This is a genomic window from Dactylosporangium siamense, from assembly GCF_016862795.1.
Lineage (GTDB): Bacteria > Actinomycetota > Actinomycetes > Mycobacteriales > Micromonosporaceae > Dactylosporangium > Dactylosporangium siamense.
This window is the reverse complement of sequence record NZ_BONQ01000172.1, coordinates 81,677-99,492: the sequence shown is the minus strand read 5'-3', so window position 1 is coordinate 99,492 and position 17,816 is coordinate 81,677. Positions and strand designations below refer to the sequence as shown.

At 69.9% G+C, this 17,816-nt stretch carries 20 protein-coding genes and 2 pseudogenes; 11 read left to right on the top strand and 11 right to left on the bottom strand.

Features of this window, described 5'->3' with window-relative positions; all coding sequences use genetic code 11:
• Positions 1 to 21: 21 nt before the first annotated feature.
• A complete protein-coding gene (locus Dsi01nite_RS51400) occupies positions 22 to 324 on the bottom strand; it encodes a hypothetical protein (protein ID WP_203853825.1) in 303 nt (100 codons plus the stop codon).
• Between the two features lie 140 nt (positions 325 to 464).
• Between Dsi01nite_RS51400 and Dsi01nite_RS51395 the strand changes: the two genes are divergently transcribed.
• From Dsi01nite_RS51395 to Dsi01nite_RS51385, 3 genes are all read left to right on the top strand, one after another.
• Positions 465 to 1,007, top strand: coding sequence for a hypothetical protein (locus Dsi01nite_RS51395; RefSeq protein WP_203853824.1), 543 nt, complete (start codon positions 465 to 467; stop codon positions 1,005 to 1,007).
• A gap of 73 nt (positions 1,008 to 1,080) precedes the next feature.
• Positions 1,081 to 1,599, top strand: coding sequence for a polyketide cyclase (locus tag Dsi01nite_RS51390; protein WP_203853823.1), 519 nt, complete (start codon positions 1,081 to 1,083; stop codon positions 1,597 to 1,599).
• A 116-nt stretch (positions 1,600 to 1,715) separates the two neighbouring features.
• Positions 1,716 to 2,003 carry a hypothetical protein gene (locus Dsi01nite_RS51385; RefSeq protein WP_203853822.1) on the top strand — a complete coding sequence of 96 codons (288 nt, stop codon included), beginning with the start codon at positions 1,716 to 1,718 and terminating at the stop codon, positions 2,001 to 2,003.
• 229 nt (positions 2,004 to 2,232) lie between these two features.
• Here the strand turns inward: Dsi01nite_RS51385 and Dsi01nite_RS51380 are convergent, their stop codons facing one another.
• The 7 genes and pseudogenes from Dsi01nite_RS51380 to Dsi01nite_RS51355 form a co-directional block, all read right to left on the bottom strand.
• Entirely contained in the window at positions 2,233 to 2,604 is a 372-nt protein-coding gene (locus tag Dsi01nite_RS51380) for an ArsR/SmtB family transcription factor (protein WP_203853821.1), read from the bottom strand.
• A 249-nt stretch (positions 2,605 to 2,853) separates the two neighbouring features.
• A pseudogene (locus Dsi01nite_RS58765) lies at positions 2,854 to 2,973 on the bottom strand (IS5 family transposase); the annotation flags it as partial.
• Between the two features lie 181 nt (positions 2,974 to 3,154).
• Complete coding sequence (locus Dsi01nite_RS51375; RefSeq protein ID WP_203853820.1) at positions 3,155 to 3,571, bottom strand: hypothetical protein; 417 nt, start codon at positions 3,569 to 3,571, stop codon at positions 3,155 to 3,157.
• Between the two features lie 481 nt (positions 3,572 to 4,052).
• Complete coding sequence (locus Dsi01nite_RS51370; protein WP_275423498.1) at positions 4,053 to 4,928, bottom strand: aminoglycoside phosphotransferase family protein; 876 nt, start codon at positions 4,926 to 4,928, stop codon at positions 4,053 to 4,055.
• A 330-nt stretch (positions 4,929 to 5,258) separates the two neighbouring features.
• Positions 5,259 to 7,436, bottom strand: a complete 2,178-nt coding sequence (locus Dsi01nite_RS51365; protein WP_203853818.1) for an FtsX-like permease family protein — start codon at positions 7,434 to 7,436, stop codon at positions 5,259 to 5,261.
• A complete protein-coding gene (locus tag Dsi01nite_RS51360; RefSeq protein WP_203853817.1) occupies positions 7,433 to 8,125 on the bottom strand; it encodes an ABC transporter ATP-binding protein in 693 nt (230 codons plus the stop codon). Before Dsi01nite_RS51360 ends, Dsi01nite_RS51365 begins: the two co-directional genes overlap by 4 nt.
• Positions 8,122 to 8,646 carry a PadR family transcriptional regulator gene (locus Dsi01nite_RS51355; protein WP_203853816.1) on the bottom strand — a complete coding sequence of 175 codons (525 nt, stop codon included), beginning with the start codon at positions 8,644 to 8,646 and terminating at the stop codon, positions 8,122 to 8,124. The genes Dsi01nite_RS51360 and Dsi01nite_RS51355 overlap by 4 nt, the downstream gene beginning before the upstream one ends.
• Before the next feature lie 131 nt (positions 8,647 to 8,777).
• Between Dsi01nite_RS51355 and Dsi01nite_RS51350 the strand changes: the two genes are divergently transcribed.
• From Dsi01nite_RS51350 to Dsi01nite_RS51335, 4 genes are all read left to right on the top strand, one after another.
• Positions 8,778 to 9,152, top strand: a complete 375-nt coding sequence (locus Dsi01nite_RS51350) for a hypothetical protein (RefSeq protein ID WP_203853815.1) — start codon at positions 8,778 to 8,780, stop codon at positions 9,150 to 9,152.
• Positions 9,153 to 9,174: 22 nt separating this feature from the next.
• A complete protein-coding gene (locus tag Dsi01nite_RS51345) occupies positions 9,175 to 9,777 on the top strand; it encodes a Fic family protein (RefSeq protein ID WP_203853814.1) in 603 nt (200 codons plus the stop codon).
• Positions 9,778 to 10,355: 578 nt separating this feature from the next.
• Positions 10,356 to 12,875 carry a glycoside hydrolase family 5 protein gene (locus Dsi01nite_RS51340; protein WP_203853813.1) on the top strand — a complete coding sequence of 840 codons (2,520 nt, stop codon included), beginning with the start codon at positions 10,356 to 10,358 and terminating at the stop codon, positions 12,873 to 12,875.
• Positions 12,876 to 12,918: 43 nt separating this feature from the next.
• Positions 12,919 to 13,575, top strand: a complete 657-nt coding sequence (locus tag Dsi01nite_RS51335) for a Type 1 glutamine amidotransferase-like domain-containing protein (RefSeq protein ID WP_203853812.1) — start codon at positions 12,919 to 12,921, stop codon at positions 13,573 to 13,575.
• Positions 13,576 to 13,589: 14 nt separating this feature from the next.
• Here Dsi01nite_RS51335 and Dsi01nite_RS51330 read toward each other — a convergent pair whose 3' ends face one another.
• Entirely contained in the window at positions 13,590 to 14,273 is a 684-nt protein-coding gene (locus tag Dsi01nite_RS51330; RefSeq protein ID WP_203853811.1) for a TetR/AcrR family transcriptional regulator, read from the bottom strand.
• A gap of 85 nt (positions 14,274 to 14,358) precedes the next feature.
• On the opposite strand from Dsi01nite_RS51330, the gene Dsi01nite_RS51325 reads away from it, so the two are divergent.
• The 4 genes and pseudogenes from Dsi01nite_RS51325 to Dsi01nite_RS51315 all read left to right on the top strand — a co-directional run bounded on the left by Dsi01nite_RS51325 (position 14,359) and on the right by Dsi01nite_RS51315 (position 16,653).
• Positions 14,359 to 15,522, top strand: coding sequence for an FAD-dependent oxidoreductase (locus Dsi01nite_RS51325; protein WP_203853810.1), 1,164 nt, complete (start codon positions 14,359 to 14,361; stop codon positions 15,520 to 15,522).
• A 48-nt stretch (positions 15,523 to 15,570) separates the two neighbouring features.
• Positions 15,571 to 15,783, top strand: coding sequence for a GNAT family N-acetyltransferase (locus tag Dsi01nite_RS58760; protein WP_308442151.1), 213 nt, complete (start codon positions 15,571 to 15,573; stop codon positions 15,781 to 15,783).
• Between the two features lie 21 nt (positions 15,784 to 15,804).
• Positions 15,805 to 16,155 (top strand): annotated as a pseudogene (locus tag Dsi01nite_RS58755) (GNAT family N-acetyltransferase); the annotation flags it as partial.
• A 60-nt stretch (positions 16,156 to 16,215) separates the two neighbouring features.
• Positions 16,216 to 16,653, top strand: coding sequence for a bacteriocin immunity protein (locus Dsi01nite_RS51315; protein ID WP_505661200.1), 438 nt, complete (start codon positions 16,216 to 16,218; stop codon positions 16,651 to 16,653).
• An 18-nt stretch (positions 16,654 to 16,671) separates the two neighbouring features.
• Here the strand turns inward: Dsi01nite_RS51315 and Dsi01nite_RS51310 are convergent, their stop codons facing one another.
• Positions 16,672 to 17,169, bottom strand: a complete 498-nt coding sequence (locus Dsi01nite_RS51310) for a hypothetical protein (protein WP_203853808.1) — start codon at positions 17,167 to 17,169, stop codon at positions 16,672 to 16,674.
• Between the two features lie 205 nt (positions 17,170 to 17,374).
• A complete protein-coding gene (locus Dsi01nite_RS51305; protein ID WP_203853807.1) occupies positions 17,375 to 17,752 on the bottom strand; it encodes a hypothetical protein in 378 nt (125 codons plus the stop codon).
• Between the last annotated feature and the right edge of the window lie 64 nt (positions 17,753 to 17,816).

Here is a 17,816-nt window from a genome sequence, read left to right as displayed (position 1 = left end):
GGGCGCGTTTCATGAGTCTGGTCAGAGCCACTCGCCGATGACGGCGATGGTCACGATGGCTTGGAAGCGTGCGGCGAGTTTGGGTGCTTGGTCGACCGCTTCCTCCTGCAGTGCGGGCTCGTCCTCGATCACGTTTCGTGGGATTCGGCCGCGCTCTGCGTCGGTCACTTCGACAACGTCTAGCGGCCACTTCATGAATTCAGCGAACTCAGTGCCCATCACCGCCGATCGTTTGGCCTCGTCTGCACGCTCGCGATCAGCAGCCCAGCGCAAGAACGACACGAGGAGATCGAGATCGTCGTGGCTGTTGCTGCATGCATCCACCTTCGCAGGGTCAACCGGATCTCGTCGGTGTCCGAGAGGACAGCTCGGCTCCAGCAGATCGCCACCCTGGGTCACCGAGCCACACGCCGGCTCCGTACCCTCGCCGGGTGACGCGGCGCCCGCCGCCGAGGAGACCTGAGATGAGCCTCTGGCCCGTGCTCCCGGAGCGCGACCGCGAGCAGTGGAACTACGTCCCGACGGTCGGCGTGGGCCCGCTGCGCTTCGGGATGACCGGCGACGAGGCCGTTGCGGCGCTGGACGGCTTCACCGGCTACGTCCCACCACCGGATTCCCGCGCCAGGGATCAGAATGGCTTGTTCCGGCGGCACGGCGATCCCGCCTACGAGACGGCGCTCTACCTGTACTTTGACCAGCCGGACGGCCTCTACTGCGTCGTGCCCGACGCGCGGTACGGCCCGCAGGTCATCCTCGACGGCATGCGGCTGGTCGGGCAGCCGCCCTCCCAGTGGGAGGCCGACCTGACAGGTTATCTGGGGGCGCGCGGGATGCCGCTGCGGTACTCGCCGGGCGGTGACGCCGGTAGCGACGAACTCGGCATCATCACAAGCGTCCAACGCGCCGGCGATGTCGTGCTCACCCGCCCGGTCCTGCTCGTCCAGCGGGCGTGGGCGTACACACTTTGGGACATGGTGCCCGCCGGTGAGGGAGACATCTATTCCTGAAGCACGACCGGGTGGTTTTGCACGCCCTCGTCTGCGGCATGGGCGGACGTCGAGCCTGATGAATGATGGATGCATGATCGGTGACAGGTGGGGCGTGTCCGACAGTGAGACGTTGCTCCATTATCCGTGCGACGACTTCGTCGTGTCTCCCGCCCTGCAAGCCTGGCGCGGGGTGCGGGTCGAAGCGCCCGCCGCGGCGGTATGGCCGTGGCTTGCGCAGGTGAGGGTCGCGCCGTACTCCTACGACTGGATCGACAATCTCGGCCGCCGCTCACCGCAACAGTTGCTGGGGCTTGCCGATCCTCGGGTCGGAGAAGCGTTCACGACTGCCGGCGGCCGGAAGCGGGGCAGGATTCTCTCGGTCGACCCAGGCAAGCAACTGACAGGCACGATCATGTCGGCCGTCATGTCCTACGTCCTCGTGCCTGAGGAACGCTCCGCGACGCGTTTGCTCATGAAGGTCGTCATGCAGACGAAACGCTGGACAGCCCTCGGATTGTCCATCGGCGACCTGGTCATGGCTCGGCGGCAACTGCTCAACCTGAAGCAACTCGCCGAGCATCACCAGCACCCGAACACAGACCGTCGGTGAGCGCACGGATCTCGGTAGGGAGCAGGAGGTGATCGTGGTTTCGTTCGCGAGTTCGGGCGCCACCGACAGCGGCAAAGGCTAGGCCTGTCGCCGAACCGGCGTTCCGCTCACGCACCGTGATGAGTGCCGAGGCCGGGTTCCCGGAGCTGGACTACCCCTACCTCGCCATCGGCTTCCGGGCCGACTACGCGGTCGTCCATCTTTTCGCCAGCGCCGAGCACGTGCTCCTCCTCGGCAGCGACGGCACGGCCTGCTCCGACGAGCCCATCGAGGTACCGATCCTCGACGAGACCGGCACCTTCACCGCAGACTTCGTCATCGACACCGATCACGCCTTCCAGCTCATGCACGCCATCATTCTCAACGGCTCAGCCGACCATCTCGGAACATGGCACGAGTTGTAGCGCCAGTCGCCACCCGTCCCCACGCAAGCCAACGCCAGAACCAGCCGCGCGAACATCGCGGCAGGAGCGAAGGCCCGCCGCCAGACACGGTCGGTAACAAGCTGGCCTGCCGCCGCGCACCAACGGCGGCAGATCCGTGCACCTGATCAAGGGCATTGGTGGATTGGGCGCGCTTTGTACCGGCGCGCGGTCGGTTGCTTGGCGCGCTCGTGGCCTTCGACAGTGCCGCTCAGCGGGCCCTCTTCGTCGCCCGTTTGCGGGGCGGTGTCAACAGGTCGGCGATCGCCGCGATCGCGGACGGCACCAGACGGTAGTACGCCCAGACGCCGCGCTTCTCGCGCTCGAGCAGGCCGGCCTCGGTGAGGATCCGAAGGTGATGACTCACGGTCGGCTGGGATAGACCAAGCGGCGCGGTGAGGTCACTCACGGACGCCTCGCCCGCCGGAGCGGACTGGATCAGACTGAGCAGTTGCAGCCGGGCCGGATCGGCGAATGCCTTCAGCACTCCCGCGAGCCGCTCAGCATCGGCACGATCAATCGGCTCGCCAGCAAGCGGCGAGATAGCAGGCGTAGCAGTTGTCGCAGTTCCCACGCCTTCCATCGTTCCACCAATACCATCGATAGGCCGGTGGAACCGGGATCAGGACCCCGATGGCGACCGCGAGGCCGGGTCCCACGTTCCACAGTTGAGCGGCGGTTCTAGGCACCGACGGCGGTGAAGCCGCAGGTCACCAGCTGGCCGGGCGTTGAAGTGGCCGTTTCGCCTAGTGACACGCCCCGTCACCGGGGCAAGCAGTGTTTGCCCAGTTCAACGCCCATTTCGAGGACTAGGACTGCTATTCATCTGCGGAGCCCGGGTGCCGGTCGTGGCCGCCGGGACATGGTTCGCCGCCCGGACCGACTGGGTGTCCAGCACGACCGTGCTCGGATCCTCTGCCCGGCCGACCTGCTCCCTGGCCTGGCAGCGCAGGTCGGCGCGCGGTGGGACCCACGGTTTGCGGCCTGCACGACGGCACTGACACCCGTTCATGGTATTCGCGACGCGGTCATTGATCACCATGCTGACCGCGGCGAGCGCTTCGCGGCTATGAGCGCAGCCGGTGAGATCTGAGCCGGGTCGATCAAGCCGCAAGCGCCGGGCGCTGGCCGGTTCACGGCCTCCGGATAGGCGATCGATCGGTCACAGAGTGACCTCGGTCAACGTAGAAGCTCCGTCTCGGGCCTCCCTCCGGAATCGGGTTCGACGCCATGTCGCCGCGCATCTGCTGCAGCAGCGCGTTCCACTTCCTGGTGACTTCCTCTGGGCGCTGATGGCCGCACTCGAGACGGGTGCCGCTGCTGTCGGTGACTTGGGAGTCTCCTTCGTTCACCCAAACGGCGATGTTCGCGATGCCGGCCGCCCGGTCGTCGTTCTCGAAGCGGTCGACGGTGAAGGGTGCATCGTCGCCGTCATAGTCGGAGCGGACGTGGAACGTTTCGTCCGGCTTCAGCCAGCGGTCCTCTCCCAACGGTTCCAGCCAGAGCACCAGCCACCCGGCGGAGTCGTTGTGCACTTCCATGATCACCATAAGTACACCGTAGTCTCGGCGGCACTCTGCCTGAATGGTTCGGTGCCTGGTTGGCGGGTGACTCCCATGACGTCTGGGCCAGGCCGGGGCTCAGGTTGGGGCCCGAGTCTTGGGACCGGGAACGGGCCGAGGCCGCCGAGCAACACCGAGTCATCCTGCAGCCTGATCAGGCGCCCCTCTGGTGAATGAGCCGCGCGTCAGCAGCACGATCGAGTGCGCTGACCTCGGCACGAGTGCCCGGCGGGTTCCGCTGGGCGTGCGGCCCGGACGGCGTACGCAGTGTGACTATCACTGCCCAAGCGACAGCGCCCGACCGGCGGCAGATCCGGACGCCCCTCCGAGTCGTTCGGGCGCGGGCGGGCGTGGTTGTGCCGTCACGCCGGTGTGGTATCCGCTCGATGTTGTGGCCGCGGGCGTTGATGATCGAGTCGTGGATGTAGTCGCGCAGTCGTTTCGGACCTCGGCGGATATTCGCTTGGGATCAACAAGCCAAAGCGAGTAGTTCGTCGATCACCGGCTCTGGACCGCCGTAGGTGAGGTGCGCGATGGCTACCATCGGTGCGATCACCCGACTCCAGGCATACAGCCTGTCCCCATCGAGCCCGCACGCGGTCGCCACCAGCTGGCAACGGGCCTCGACACCCTCGTGTCCGGCACCGGCCACCACATAGTCGACGGCGTCGAAGCACGGATCGCCTACGCACGCCTTCGGATCGATCGCGACCAGACCCCGTGACGGGCCGCCGTCCAGGGCATTGCCAAGGTGCAGATCGCCGTGCAACAACACGAGCGTGGCCTGAGTGTCCAGCAACGTCTCACAGCGCCGTATCGACCGCTGCCAGGCGGCCTGATCGATTCGTGCACCGATGGCTGGTTCGGACAGCCTCCGGCCGATCCGGACGAAAGCCTCGTCACACCGACCGCGCAGATCCCACGGCCATTGCGCGGGCGGGGCCACGGTGTGGAGTGCGGCAAGCAACTCTCCCCACAGCTGCGGCAACGACGTCGTTGGCATGTCTTCGGCCTCGGTACCGGGTAGGACCTCCTCCAACACCATCGCCCCGGCCTCCGCATCGGTGGACAATACGGCCGGCACCCGACCCGATGACGCGAACACGCGCAGCATCTCCACCTGCTTGGTCAACAGTGCCCGATCCGGACTGAGTTTGAGAACCGCTGGCGTTCCGTCGGGCCATCGACAGCGCATGACGAGAGATGAGGCGCCACTCTCAAACAGCTCACCGAGCACGAGTCCCCACCGGGAGGCCAGCCGCGCAGCGAGGGTCGGGACCTCAGCGAGCCACCCCTCAACCTCGGGACCAAATCGACCCACTAACCGCGCGCCCACGTCTCCCATATCCACCGCGGCAGTGTGCGCCCGAGCCGCCAACATGCGCACATCGGCACGAGAGCGCACCGACCGCGGACGTGGCCGCCGGGGTGGCATACGGAGCGTGACGACACGGCGAGCCGCAGCGCACGGTCGGCGGCAGATGCGGATGCCTAGCCGGAGTTTCCACCCTTTCATGATCAACCTGCCGGGAATCGGATGCTGAGCTGGACTTCTGACTCAAGATCATGTATTACCCATAATGCCGTCGATCGTGGGGGTCGCCGGTCCGGAACCGCAGGTAGTCGTCGAACGACGGCTGATCCACGGGTTGTCCGAAGCGGTCAGCGCAGCCGGTCATTCATTGCGGGCCGTCTCCGGGCCGCTCACACGGTCCAGCAGGGGCAGGGTGGCGGCGATGATCGTCAGTGCCACCCCGAGGCCGAGCGCCGTGAGCACGTAGTAGCTCACCGGCGGCGGGCTCATGGTGTACCGCATCTGCGCCCTTAGAAACAGCTGGGCCGCCGTGAAGCCTACGGCCGCGGCCAGTACCGCGACCGCCAGCAGTGGCGCGGCGCTCTCCAGGGCGACGACCCGGCGTAGGGCTCGCAGCGGTACCCCGGTCAGCCGCAGCAGCGCGAACGGTCGTTTGCGGTCGGCGATGCCGGCGGCGACGCTCACCGCGAGGCTGCAGGCCGCGATCGGCAGGCTGAACAGCATAGTCACGTTGGCGAGCTGCTGGAACTGGTTGAGTTGGTTGCGGTAGTCGCCCTTGAAGTCGGTCGTGCTGCCGGCCGACACGGCCAGGTCGGGGAAGGCGAGTTGCAGCGCAGTCCGTGCCCGCTCGTGCGCCGTCGAGGTGCCGTCCAGGCCGACGACGACGCCGTCGACGGGTAGGGCGGCGACGTCCTCGGCGGTGGCCGCGGAGGCCCGCCACACCGTCGCTGCGCCCACCCCGGCGCGGCCTGGGTCGTAGCCGACGAGGTTGTCCCAGATCTGCGCGACGGCGGCGCCCGGCTCGCACCGGCCGTACTGGGGGATCCGCGCCAGGTCTGCGCAGGGGATCACGCTGGACGGGCTGTCGGCGCCGTCGTCTGGGTTGTCGTGCAGTACGAGTGCGAACGTGACGCCCTCGACGCCGCGCAGCCGCTCCAACAGTGCGTCGGGGACCTCCGTCCCGTCGGCGCCGTGGAACGACTGGGTCATGGTGACGTCGGACAGCGGGGTCTCCGGCACGGCGCGCTGCTCGACCAGCGTGGTGATCACGCCGGTGGCGACGCTGACCACGAAGAGGCCGAGCACGACGCCGCTGATGGCCCGGAAGGCGGCCTGAGGGTTGTCGGCGAGGCGGCGGGCGGCGAGCAGCGTCGGCAGGCGGCGGGCGCGGCCGGCCATGAACCGGGCGGCGACCATGGTGATCCACGGGCCGGCGATCACCAGCCCGGCCATGATCAGCAGCAGGCCGGGCAGGAACGCCGCGGTCTGGCCGCTGGAGGTGTGCGGTCTGCGATCGATGAAGTATGCGAGCTCGGCGAGGCCGGCGAGCAACGGGATCAGCCGCCAGGCGCGGGGCGGCTTCGGGGTGACCTGACGGGTCACGCCGAGCGGGGAGATGCGCACGCGGCGCATGGCGAACCGGGCGGCGATCGCGGCGGCTGCGGGGACGCCGAGGCCGACGATCAGGATCTCGGGCGGCCGCAGCGACAGATCGGACGGGAAGAACCGTTGGCCGGTCAGCGGGTACCGCGCCAGGATCGCCTGCAGCGCGGGGAACAGCGCGAACCCGGCGGCGGTGCCGAGCACGGCCGCGGCGGTGGACTCGACGGCGGCGAGGGTGCTGACCTGCCGGGGCGTCGCGCCGACCAGCCGCATGGCGGCGAAGCGCTGCTCGCGTCGGGTCGCGGCGAGCCGGGTCGCGGTCGAGATGAAGATGAGGACCGGGAAGAGCAGTCCGCCGCCGATGACGGAGAGCACCAGGTTGATCGCGGCGACCGGGACCGGCGGGGCGACGGTCGAGACCGACGCGACCTCGTGGGCGCCGTAGATACCGCCGACCTCGTGCGCGGTCCGGCCGACGATGATGAGCAGAGAGTCGGGCGAAGCCAGGGCCGAGTCGTCGATGAGGCCCGCCTCATGGCCCGGGAAGCGGGATGCCAGCTCGTCGGCCGGCCGGCTCACGATCAGGTCGTGCAGGGCCGGGGAGACATAGTACTGCCCGGGGGCCGGCGCGGCCGGGATGCCCGGCACGGCCGGCGCGGCCGGGCCGGTGCGCCCGACGTCGATCCTGTCGAGCGGCCGGCCCTCGAAGTAGCCCCAGCGGTTCACCCACATGAGCGGGTCGGCGGCGGGTGTGCCGGCCGTGGACTTCGCCTGCTGCCAGCCGGACCGGCCGAACTGACCATCCAGCGCGTGCACCCCGGCGACGGTGGCCAGCAGCAGCGCGACGCCGAGCGCCACGGCGGCAGCGAGCACGACGAAACGCACGAGCGCCTCCCGGCCGCTGGCGACGGCGAGGCGCAGGCCGAAGCCAATCACGACCCGCTCCGATCGGCGGCGAGGGCATGCACCAGTCCATCGCGGACGATGACCTCGCGGTCGGCGTAGACCGCGACCCGCGGCTCGTGCGTGACCAGCACGACCGTTGTGCCGTGTTCGCGGGCGGCGGCGACCAGCAGGTCCATCACGTGTTCGCCGGTGAGCGAGTCGAGCGAGCCGGTCGGCTCGTCGGCGAAGAGCACCTGCGGACGGTTGATCATGCCGCGGGCGAGCGCGACCCGCTGCGCCTGGCCGCCGGACAGTTCGCCGGAGCGGCGGGCGTGCGCGCCGGACAGGCCGAGCCGCTCCAGCCAGCCCCGCGCCTCAGCGAGCGCCGCGGCCCGCCGGGCGCCGCCGAGCAGCAGCGGCAGGGCCACGTTCTCCTCGACGGTGAGCTCCGGAACGAGCTGGCCGAACTGGAACACGAAGCCGAAGTGCTCGCGCCGCAGGCTGCTGCGGTCGTGTTCGCTGCGATTGTCGATCCGCCCGCCCGCGAAATGGATCTCGCCGGCGGTCGGCGCGAGGATCCCCGCCAGGCAGTGCAGCAGCGTGGTCTTGCCGGAGCCGCTGGGCCCCATCACCGCAACGATCTCCCCGCGGTCGGCGGCGAACGTCGCCCCGCGCAGGGCCGGCGTCTCGCCGAAGGACAGCACGACGTCCCGGGCCTCGACGATCGCCTGGCCCCTCATCGCCGCACCAGCTGGGCGAGGTGGTCCAGGCGGGCCACGGTGAGCTCGATCCAGCGCAGGTCGGCCTCGAGGTGGAAGAGGGCGTGGTCGGCGAGCAACGCCTCGATGAGGTCGTCGCCTTTCTTGATCTGGTGCAGCTCCCGCATCCTGCGCATGTGCGCGGCGCGCTGCGTGTCGAGGTACTCCCGCGCGGGCCGCTGCAGCATCAGCGACAGCATCACCTTGGAGAACAGCACCGTCTGCAGGTGCGGCTCCGGCTCGACCGGCTCGGTGAGCCAGGCGTCGACCTCCGTGGCGCCGAGATCGGTGATGACGTACCGCTTGCGGTCCGGGCCGTCCCCGGCCTCGACGTCGCTGATCACGACCTTTCCGTCGCGGGCGAGGCGGCCCAGGGTCGAGTAGACCTGGCCGAACGGCAACGGTCGGCCCCGGCCGAAGAACGTGTCGTAGTCGCGTTTGAGGTCGTAGCCATGGCTCGGCTCTCGCTCGATCAGCCCGAGGAGGGTGAGGGGAACGCTCATGCGGCCACCATACACTGCGGATATACACTCGGTATATATCCCGAGTGTATATCCGCGTGGAACCCACCCTCGGAATCCGGCATGGCGTAGGAGGGGTCTGTTGCATTGGGCGTCGCCCCGGTCGGTCAGGCTTGAACGGCAAGCTCTCGAACCGCCGGCGAGCGCCATCCGAAGCGGAGCGGCGTGACTGGCCGGACGATCTGACGGAGCGGTTCGACCGGTTCCTTCCGCTGCCCGCCGGCGACCTGGACGGTTGGGAACGTGCGGTCGCTCACCTGGTGACCGCGGTCGGTGACCGCACGCAGTACGAGTCGGGCTGGTACGGCTGCTGCATGACCGTGCTCGGCTGGTTCCTCGAGGCGGCCGGCATCGAGGCCACCCGGAGGGCGGAACTGATCGAGCACGCGGTCGCCGGCCGATTTGACAGTTGGGTGGAGCCGAGGAGGGCGGTCGTGGAGTCGGTGGCCGAGGACCTGGCCCGGCGGGTGGCCGTTGACCACGCCTGATCACTTGGCGGTGTGGCAGCAGGTGCGGAAACAGGTGGCCTGGCGGGATGTCGTCCCGCACTCGGATACGCCGGTGTCCGCCGTCTGCGACGGCTTCGTCTGCTTCGCCCACGGCGCCGCCGGGCGTGGCCCGCAACGGCAGAGCCGGCTACTGACCGCGTACGACGACGTGCGGCGCGAGGCGGCCACCGGCGCCGACCTCACCGCGGACCTGTTGGCCCGCTGGAACCGGATCGTCCGTGGTGTCCCAGTCGTGGCGTTCCGCCGGGCACCGGCGTACGCGAAGAACGGCCGGGAGCGGTACGGGCTGCACGCCGACACCGAACATCGGTTCGCCTTCTGCCTGGCAGAGGCCACCGACCAGGAAACACCGGTGACGGCCCGTGCGGCCCGGGCCTACCTCGATGTGGCGTTCTACCACCCATACGACGACGGCAACGCTCGCCTGGCCGGGCTGGTGCTCCAGTTCGTGTTGCTGAGCGGGAACGTCGAACTCCACGAGGTGACGCCGATCCTCACGACGGTGCGCCGCGCTGACGACGCGGAGGGAGCAGCGGACCTGATCCGGCTGGTGCACGGCATCGCCGCGGCTACCCATCGCCGGTGGCTGCGGGCGAACAAGTAAGGATAGATCCCGGCAGAGTGGGCGGATCCGAGTGACGAATGGGTCTGACCGCACGCAATTCGGCAGAAGTGTGCGGGGGAGCCAGTGTTCGCGCCGAGCTGCTCAGTCAGCCGTCGGACGACTGGCTTCGGGTCCTACTCGCGATACAGCCGCACGGCCCGCTGCGGCAGCTCGTCGGGATACTTCTTCGGTGCCGGCACGAATGTCCCTCCCCATGGCCATCAGGCCATGATCAAGAAGGTCCATGAAAGCGGGGTCAGCTCACTCTGCACGGCGGCGGCCAGGCACGCCCCGGCCATCACACGGTGAACTGACGTCCAGCATTTGCGCAGCTCAGCCCGTAAACGCACAGGCAGGTCCCAGCCGCTCGCGACCAGCCCGGCTCGGAAGCGCCTCACTGCCGGCCTCGGCAATCGCGCCGAGCACACCGCGGCGGCAGACGCCCGAACGGTTCGTGCGCTCGTCCTCGACTGTTCGATGTCGCATGAGGGGAGCGCGGCTGCCTGACCGGCACCGGGGTTGGTCGGCGCGGACGGGGGCTGACAAACCGTCGAACGCGAGTAAGAATCGCGTTCACTATGACTCTCAGACGGATGTGGACGGCACCGCAGGGCCGTGCCGCGGTGACCGTGGTCGTGCTGCTCGTCGCCGTTGTCGCGGTCGGTGCCGCCACCGATCCCTCGGGGCTGCTCGCGCCGATCGGGGGTCGGGGGCTGCCGCTCGCGGGCACCGGCGGTGCCTACCGCTGGGCACCCCTGGTGGTCGGGCTCCCGGTCCTGTTGGCCGGCGCGGCGGTGCCGATCCTGCTCGTCGGCCGCTGGTTGACGGCCCGGTGGGTGTTCGCCGCCGCCTGGGTCGCGACCGTCGGCGCGAGCGCCCTGGCGAGCGCCGCGAGCGGCTTCGTATCAGCGACTCCGCTCCTGGGGAAGCACCTTTCCGTCGGCACGGCGCTGCGGTACGCGATGAGCACGAGCGGCTTCGCGGCGTTGAAGTACCTCGTCGTCGGCGCCGTGGTCGCGGCCGGTGCCGCGCTCGCCTTCCGGCTCGGCCCGGCGGCCCGTTCCCGGGTCGAGCCCCCAGCGGCGCGGCCGATCGGCGCGTCTGTGCTGGTGGTGTTCGTCGTGGCCGCGCTCGCCGCGGTGGGACCGGCGGCGCAGTGGTGGCGCGGCGGGCCGGTCGGGTACGCGTTCGCGGGATTCCTCGTCGCCCCGACCGCCGCCAACGGTGTGCTCGGATTCCTCCTCGGCATGGCCGTGTTCCTCGCCGTCGTCGCGGCGGTCGTCCGCGCCCTGGGGCGCCGGTTGCCCGAAGCCGGCCCGCTCGGCGGCGACGGCGGCGTAATCGTGTGGCTGGCCTCGGTGGTCGCCGGCCTCGCCTTGGGAGTCGTCGACGCGGCACTCGCGCCGTTGTCCGACCACCTTGTCGGCGCCGGGCCGGACGACTGGTGGATCAGCACCGCGCTGATCGGCGTCGCGACCGGGATCGGTTACGGCGCGGCCATCGGCCTGGCGGCGGGACTCCTGGTGGCGCTCGGCTGGCGGTGGCGGTCCGTGCCGCTACCACGCCCTCTTGTGTTGGTCGGGGTGCTGCTCCTCGCCCTCGCGCCGGTCATCGGCGCACCGGTCCGGCCCGGACCGCCGTCCTTCACCGCCGTCGCGGGCGGCGGAGGTATGCAACGGCTCCTCGTGCGCCCGGCGTCCGATCGTGGCGGGATGGCCACGATCGGCGACGTCACCGGCCGGCAGGTGATCCTCCGGGGCGTCAACGTGAACCAATTGATCGACTACTACCTGCGGGATCCGGCGGTACCGGCAACGCAGCCGCTGACCGACGGTGACTTCGCCCAGATGGCGGCGATGGGCTTCAACGTGATCCGGCTCGGCATGTCATGGTCGCGGCTGGAGCCCGAGCGGGGCCGGTTCGACGAGTCGTACCTCCGCGAGATCCAGGCAGCGGTCGCCGGTGCCAAGGAACACGGGATCTACACCGTGCTGGACATGCACCAGGACGCGTGGGGCAACGCCCTCGCGCGGCCGACCGAGCAGTGCGGCGGCGGCACCACGCCGACGACCGGCTGGGACGGTGCGCCGGCCTGGGCGACGATCACCGACGGCACGGCACACTGCCAGTTCTTGGCCCGGGACCTCGCGCCCGCGGTGGCGACGGCGTTCGGGAACCTGTACTCCGACCGGGACGGCATCCAGACCGAGCTCGTCCGGACCTGGGCGTTCGTCGCCCGCGCCTTCGCCGACGAACCCGCCGTCGCCGGGTACGACCTGCTCAACGAGCCGGGCATCGGGCCCAACCCGCCGATCAGCTCGGGGCTGCTGCTGGGCCGGTTCTACGACGCCGCCATCACCGCGATCCGCGCGGCCGAGGACGCCGCCCGGGGGTTCCCTCACGTCGTGTTCTTCCAGCCGAGCGTGCTGTGGTCCGGCCTCGGCTTCGACGTGACCCCACCGCCCGGCTTCACCGCGGACCGGCAACTGGTGTTCGCCCCGCACCCGTACAGCGAGTCCATCAGCATGGACCAGAGCCTGGGCCTGACGATCGCGTCGATCGAACGGAATCTCACCGTGTCCGCCCGCGCAGCCACCGCCTACGGCGCCGCACTGTGGCCCGGTGAATGGGGCTGGTTCGGCGAACCCGCCGCGGACGGTGCCAAGGTGCAACGGTTCGCCGCGGCCCAGGACCGGCTCGGCATCGGCGGCGCGTTCTGGGTATGGCGGCAGGGCTGCGGCTCGCCGGAGACCGGCGCGGACGCGGCCACGTCCGGCAACCTGGTCGCGGTCAGCTGCCGCACGGGCGCGTCGAGCCCACCACCGGCACCCTTCGCCGTGCCGCTGTCGCGGGCGTACCCACGAGCCTTCCCGGGTCACCTCGAATCACTGACGGCAGGCCCGCGCGGCACCGAACTGCGGATCACCGCAACCGCCGCGCCCGCCCCGGCCAACTGCCAGCTCGACATCTGGTTCCCCGGCGAAACCGCACCACGCCTGCACACCACGAGCGTGGCCAACGCGTCGGCCGAGCAGGTCCCGGGCGGCTGGCGGGTCACCGGCTGCGCGAGCGGCGCCTACACCGTCACGGCCACCTGACGGCGGGAGTACCGCCTAAGATGACCGTGAATCTGGAGGTGTCGTGAAACTGCTGCTGACATCGGGTGGGGTCACCAACCCGAGCATCCACGCCGCACTGGTGCGGCTGCTCGGCAAGCCGGTCGAGGAGTCCCACGCGCTGTGCGTCCCGACCGCGCAGTGGGGTCACCCGATGTGCGGGCCGGCGTCGGTGCGGGGCTTCGTGGCCGCCGACCCCGACTTCCGGCACCTGACCGGACTGGGCTGGGCGTCGCTCGGTGTCCTCGAGCTCACCGCGCTGCCCACGATCGGTGCGCAACGCTGGGTTCCGTGGGTACGGCAGGCCGACGTGCTCCTGGTCGACGGCGGCGATGCGACGTACCTGTGCCACTGGATGCGGGAGTCCGGGCTGGCGGAGCTGCTGCCGTCGCTGGACGCGGTCTGGGTGGGCGTGAGTGCCGGCAGCATGGTGATGACGCCCCGGATCGGCTCGTACTTCGTCGAGTGGCCGTCCGCGCCGGACGATCGCACCCTGGGCGTCGTCGACTTCTCGATCTTCCCGCACCTGAACGCGTTCCCGACGAACACCCCCGCGGACGCTGAGCGCTGGGCCGCGGACCTCGGTGCGCCGGCGTACGCCATCGACGAGCAGACGGCCATCGCGGTCGTCGACGGCTCCGTCGAGGTGGTCTCCGAAGGGGAATGGACCAGGTTCGGGTGACGGCCACGCCGTGTTCAAAGCGGAGCTGTGCCGCCCTTTCGGTGCAGGACACCGGCGAGGAAGATGTCCACTCCCGCGAGGAACTGCGCTCGGTCGTCGTGCTCGTGAAGGAGCGCGGCTGACTCCCGCATGAGCGGATGGGCGTCGAGTTGCGCCCACTGTGCGGCGATGCGTCCGAGGTGGTCCTTGCGGGCCGCGTCGTCCGGGACGCGACGGGCGCCCGCGGCGTGTTGGGCGGCCGCGCCGAGGATGTAGTTGACCAATGCGGATCCCGCGTCTGACAACGCCGTACCGGCGACGCCGAGGTGGTGCAACTGGACGCCGAGGTTCCTCCAGATCTGGAGGACGGCCGGTTGCAACGGATCGCGGGGGAGCTGGGTGCCCACCCACGGGTGGTCGTCGATCGCGTCGAAGATCCCGAGCGCCAGGGCGCGGACCGCCCGCCTGGGGTCCTCGTCGCCCACGGCGGTGGCCATCACCTGGCTGATGACGCCGTCCGCGGCGGCGGCGAGAAGTTCGTCCTTGTTCGTGACGTGGTGGTAGATCGCACCGCGACCGGTCGACAGGTGGGCGGTGACCGCGCGGACGGTCAGGCCGCTCTCGCCCGCTGTGTCCAGGACCTCGATGGCCGCTTCGACGATGCGCTCCCGGGACAGCGCGTCGCTGCGCCTGGGCGTTCGCGGTGCCGGCGTGGTCATGAAGCTCATCTTGACAGACTTGGACCGCTGGTCCAACAGTAGGGGAGTGGACCAGCGGTCCAATCAACTGCTCGGAAGGAAGACCATGACCACTCACGTCACCGTCGTCGGCGCAGGCCTCGGCGGACTCACCCTCGCACTCGTCCTGAGTCGCAACGGTGTGCCCGTCACCGTCTACGACGCGGACGCCTCCGCCGCCGCCCGCACCCAGGGCGGCCAGCTCGACCTCCACGAGCACAACGGTCAGCTCGCCCTCGAGATCGCCGGCCTCACGAGTGAGTACCGCTCGATCATCCACCGGGGCGGCGGCGCCCAGCGGGTCCTCGACCGGCACGGCGCGGTGCTCGCCGAGCTCCCCGACGACGGCTCCATGACGCGCCCGGAGGCGCTCCGCGGAGACATCCGGCGCATCCTGCTGGAGTCGCTGCCGGACGGCACCGTGCAGTGGGGCAGGAAACTGAGGTCGGCGACGCCCCTCGGGCAGGGCCGTCACGAACTCACATTCGCCGACGGATCGACGGCGGTCTCCGACCTTCTCGTCGGCGCCGACGGAACCTGGTCCAAGGTCCGGCCGCTCCTGTCGGACCAGCAGCCGACCTACGCCGGCATGAGCTACTTCGACACGTACCTGCACGACGTCGACGAACGCCACCCCGAGGCGGCCAAGGCCGTCGGAAACGGCGCGATGTACGCCCTCATCCCCGGCCAGGGATTCCTCGCCCACCGGGAAGCGGGCAACGTCATCCACACGTACGTCGTCCTCACCCGATCCCTCGAATGGTTCGCCGAAGCCGAAGCCGAAGCCGAAGCCGAAGACGGCGGCGGCGCCGGCGCCGCCGCCGTCAGGACGCGGATCGCGGCCGAGTTCGAGGGCTGGGCGCCCGAACTGATCTCCCTGATCACCGGCGGCGAGACCGCGCCCGTCCTGCGCAGGATCCATCGACTCCCCAACCGCCACCGGTGGAGCCGCACCCCCGGCGTCACACTCCTCGGCGACGCCGCCCACGTGACCGTGCCCGGCGGTGAAGGCGCGAACCTCGCGATGCTCGACGGAGCGGAACTCGGACAGCTCATCGCCGCGCACCCCCACGACTCCGAGACCGCGCTCGCGGCGTACGAGGAGGTCATGTTCCAGCGCAGCGAAGCCGAGGCGATCGCCGCACACGACACCGTCGAGCTCATCTTCGGCGCGGGCGCCCCGCAGCGACTCGTCGAACTCCTCAACGGCACCGGCGAGGACCCGGCCTGAACCGCCGCGCGGCTGGCTCACCCGGTCGCCGCCAGCCACGTGGTCGATGTGCCGCGATTGGTCGCACCCGCACTTCCGGCCGGCGCGCTGCGCGCCATCGCCCAGCCGCGGATAGCCGTCGACGACGAGCTGATGCTGCGCCCCTGGCGCGCCGACGATGCCGACCTGGTCCGCACGGCCTTCACCACGCCCGACATTCAACGCTGGCACATGCGCAGCATCGACGGCGACGCCGAGGTCCAGCAGTGGATCGACGACTGAGCCACCTCCTGGCAGGCCGAGACCGACGCCGGCTGGGCAATCGTGCGCACCGGCGACGACCGGGCGATCGGTCAGGCGAGCCTGCGCACGCTTGCGCTGTTCGCCGCCCAGGCGCAGGTCTCATACTGGGTCGTGCCCGCCGCTCGCGGCGCTCACGTCGCGGCCCGTGCCACCCGTGCCCTGACCGACTGGGCCTTCCGGACGGTGCGACTGCACCGCGTGTTCCTGCTGCACTCCACCGCCAACCCGGCTTCCTGCCGCGTTGCGCTCGACTGCGGGTTTCCGGCCGAAGGTACGCTGCGCGGGCACATGCTGCACGCCGACGGCTGGCACGACATGCACGTCCACGCCCGGCTCAGCACGGACCTCTGAGAGGGTGGCAGGCGTGCGGTTGACGGGACCCGGCCGGCCGGCAGGATGGGGCCGCGCGTGATGCTGCGCCCGGAGCTCACGCCGCCGGTGGTGCCGCCGCAGCGCCTCGCGTCGCTGTCCGCCGCCATCGAACGCATCTGCGAGGCGCCGACCGACGCCGCGATCGCCGCCTTCAACGCCGACACCGGCCACGCCTACACCGTGGCGGACTTCGTCTGCTTCTGGGAGTGGCGCGACCTCGAGGAGTTCGCCCTCGAGGCGGCCCGCCCTGCGTGGCCGCGGGTCCAGGACATCACCCACGCGGAGGTGACCGAGCTGGTCCGTCGCATCATCGAGGGCGACCCGGCGGACCAGCCGTACCACCTCCTGCTGCTGCAGACCAACGTCACCCACCCACGCGCGGCCGATCTCGTCCTCCACCCGCCGCCGGACCTCGCCGAGGCCTCCCCGGCCGCCATCGCCGACGCGATCCTGCGCTACCGCCCGATCGCACTGTGACCCGTCACGGCACCTGGCTCAGTTGTACGGATTGTCCTTCAGGATGTTCCGCTGGCGCTGCTCCCAGACCATGTAGCCGTTGGGGCCGGAACCGTAGTACGACCCGTTGAACTGCACGGTGACGTTGCGCACGAGACTGCCGGTTTCGACCTCGCCGGTCACCACGCCGCCCAGGGCGGTGGCGCCGCCGCAGCCGGGCATGCCGGTGTACGCGGGGTACAGCGAGAACGAGAGCGTGCCGTTGACGAACACGCTGGCGTAGGGCGCCGTGAAGCTGTTCTGCCGGCACATGGTCAGCGAGTAGCGGAACTTCGTGTTCCCGTCGTCGAACTCGAGCGTGCCGTCGATACTGCCGATGAGCTGGTTACCGGCACTGTTGAGCAGCTGCCAGTGCACGGTGCCGGACTGCGGGCCGTAGGTGGCGTGCGCCGGAGCGGCGGGCAGAACGGTGACCCCGATGATGGCCGCCGCCGTGGCGAGCAGGCGCGTCAGGCGACGTGCGCGGGAATTCCACATGTGTCACTCACTCCCAGGGACGATGAGACGGCTTCGGCGAAGGCGAAGTCCGTGATCCTGCGCCACATGATGCGGACGTGGACGCCGGCCGGATCGCGATTCCGTCCATTCACGTACGACCGCGTACATCGGCGTACAGACGCTGTGTTCAGCCGGGATCGCGGCTGGGAGTGCGGGCCGTTCGGGCTGACCTTCGCGTCGCCGGTCAGCGCAGCGCGTGCACGACCTGCGCCACGGCGACGCAGACCGTGGCCGCGAGCAGGCAGATCAGCACGAGCAGAATGGTCTGACCGTCATGCGCAGTGTCGAGCATGTCCGTGAGCTGCGACGAGGCGGTAGTGGCATCGTTGGCGGACGTGGTCGCTGGACCGTCATCAAGCCGTATCACGCCGATCGCAAATCCTACGGTGGCCCAAATGGCCGCGCCGACGTACAGGGCGCTGAGGGCGGTACTGCGCGCCTCAGTCGGCCGCAGCGCGGGTGCCTCGACGCCGCGCTCGTGTGTGGTCTCAGTCGGATACGGGGCGGACTTGTAGTCAGCAGCTGGTTCGATCTCATCGTCAGCGTTGGCGTGACTACCCATGTCGATCACTATAGGCAAGCGTGCAAGCGAACTGTCGGACTCCATGCAGCCGTGCGAGACCGTG

Coding starts and splice junctions, on each gene's coding strand:
- Dsi01nite_RS51395 (WP_203853824.1), top strand. CDS start 465: ATGAGCCTCTGGCCCGTGCTCCCGGAGCGCGACCGCGAGCAGTGGAAC.
- Dsi01nite_RS51390 (WP_203853823.1), top strand. CDS start 1,081: ATGATCGGTGACAGGTGGGGCGTGTCCGACAGTGAGACGTTGCTCCAT.
- Dsi01nite_RS51380 (WP_203853821.1), bottom strand. CDS start 2,604: ATGGAAGGCGTGGGAACTGCGACAACTGCTACGCCTGCTATCTCGCCG.
- Dsi01nite_RS51375 (WP_203853820.1), bottom strand. CDS start 3,571: ATGGTGATCATGGAAGTGCACAACGACTCCGCCGGGTGGCTGGTGCTC.
- Dsi01nite_RS51370 (WP_275423498.1), bottom strand. CDS start 4,928: ATGGGAGACGTGGGCGCGCGGTTAGTGGGTCGATTTGGTCCCGAGGTT.
- Dsi01nite_RS51360 (WP_203853817.1), bottom strand. CDS start 8,125: ATGAGGGGCCAGGCGATCGTCGAGGCCCGGGACGTCGTGCTGTCCTTC.
- Dsi01nite_RS51355 (WP_203853816.1), bottom strand. CDS start 8,646: ATGAGCGTTCCCCTCACCCTCCTCGGGCTGATCGAGCGAGAGCCGAGC.
- Dsi01nite_RS51340 (WP_203853813.1), top strand. CDS start 10,356: ATGACTCTCAGACGGATGTGGACGGCACCGCAGGGCCGTGCCGCGGTG.
- Dsi01nite_RS51330 (WP_203853811.1), bottom strand. CDS start 14,273: ATGACCACGCCGGCACCGCGAACGCCCAGGCGCAGCGACGCGCTGTCC.
- Dsi01nite_RS51325 (WP_203853810.1), top strand. CDS start 14,359: ATGACCACTCACGTCACCGTCGTCGGCGCAGGCCTCGGCGGACTCACC.
- Dsi01nite_RS51315 (WP_505661200.1), top strand. CDS start 16,216: ATGCTGCGCCCGGAGCTCACGCCGCCGGTGGTGCCGCCGCAGCGCCTC.
- Dsi01nite_RS51310 (WP_203853808.1), bottom strand. CDS start 17,169: ATGTGGAATTCCCGCGCACGTCGCCTGACGCGCCTGCTCGCCACGGCG.
- Dsi01nite_RS51305 (WP_203853807.1), bottom strand. CDS start 17,752: ATGGGTAGTCACGCCAACGCTGACGATGAGATCGAACCAGCTGCTGAC.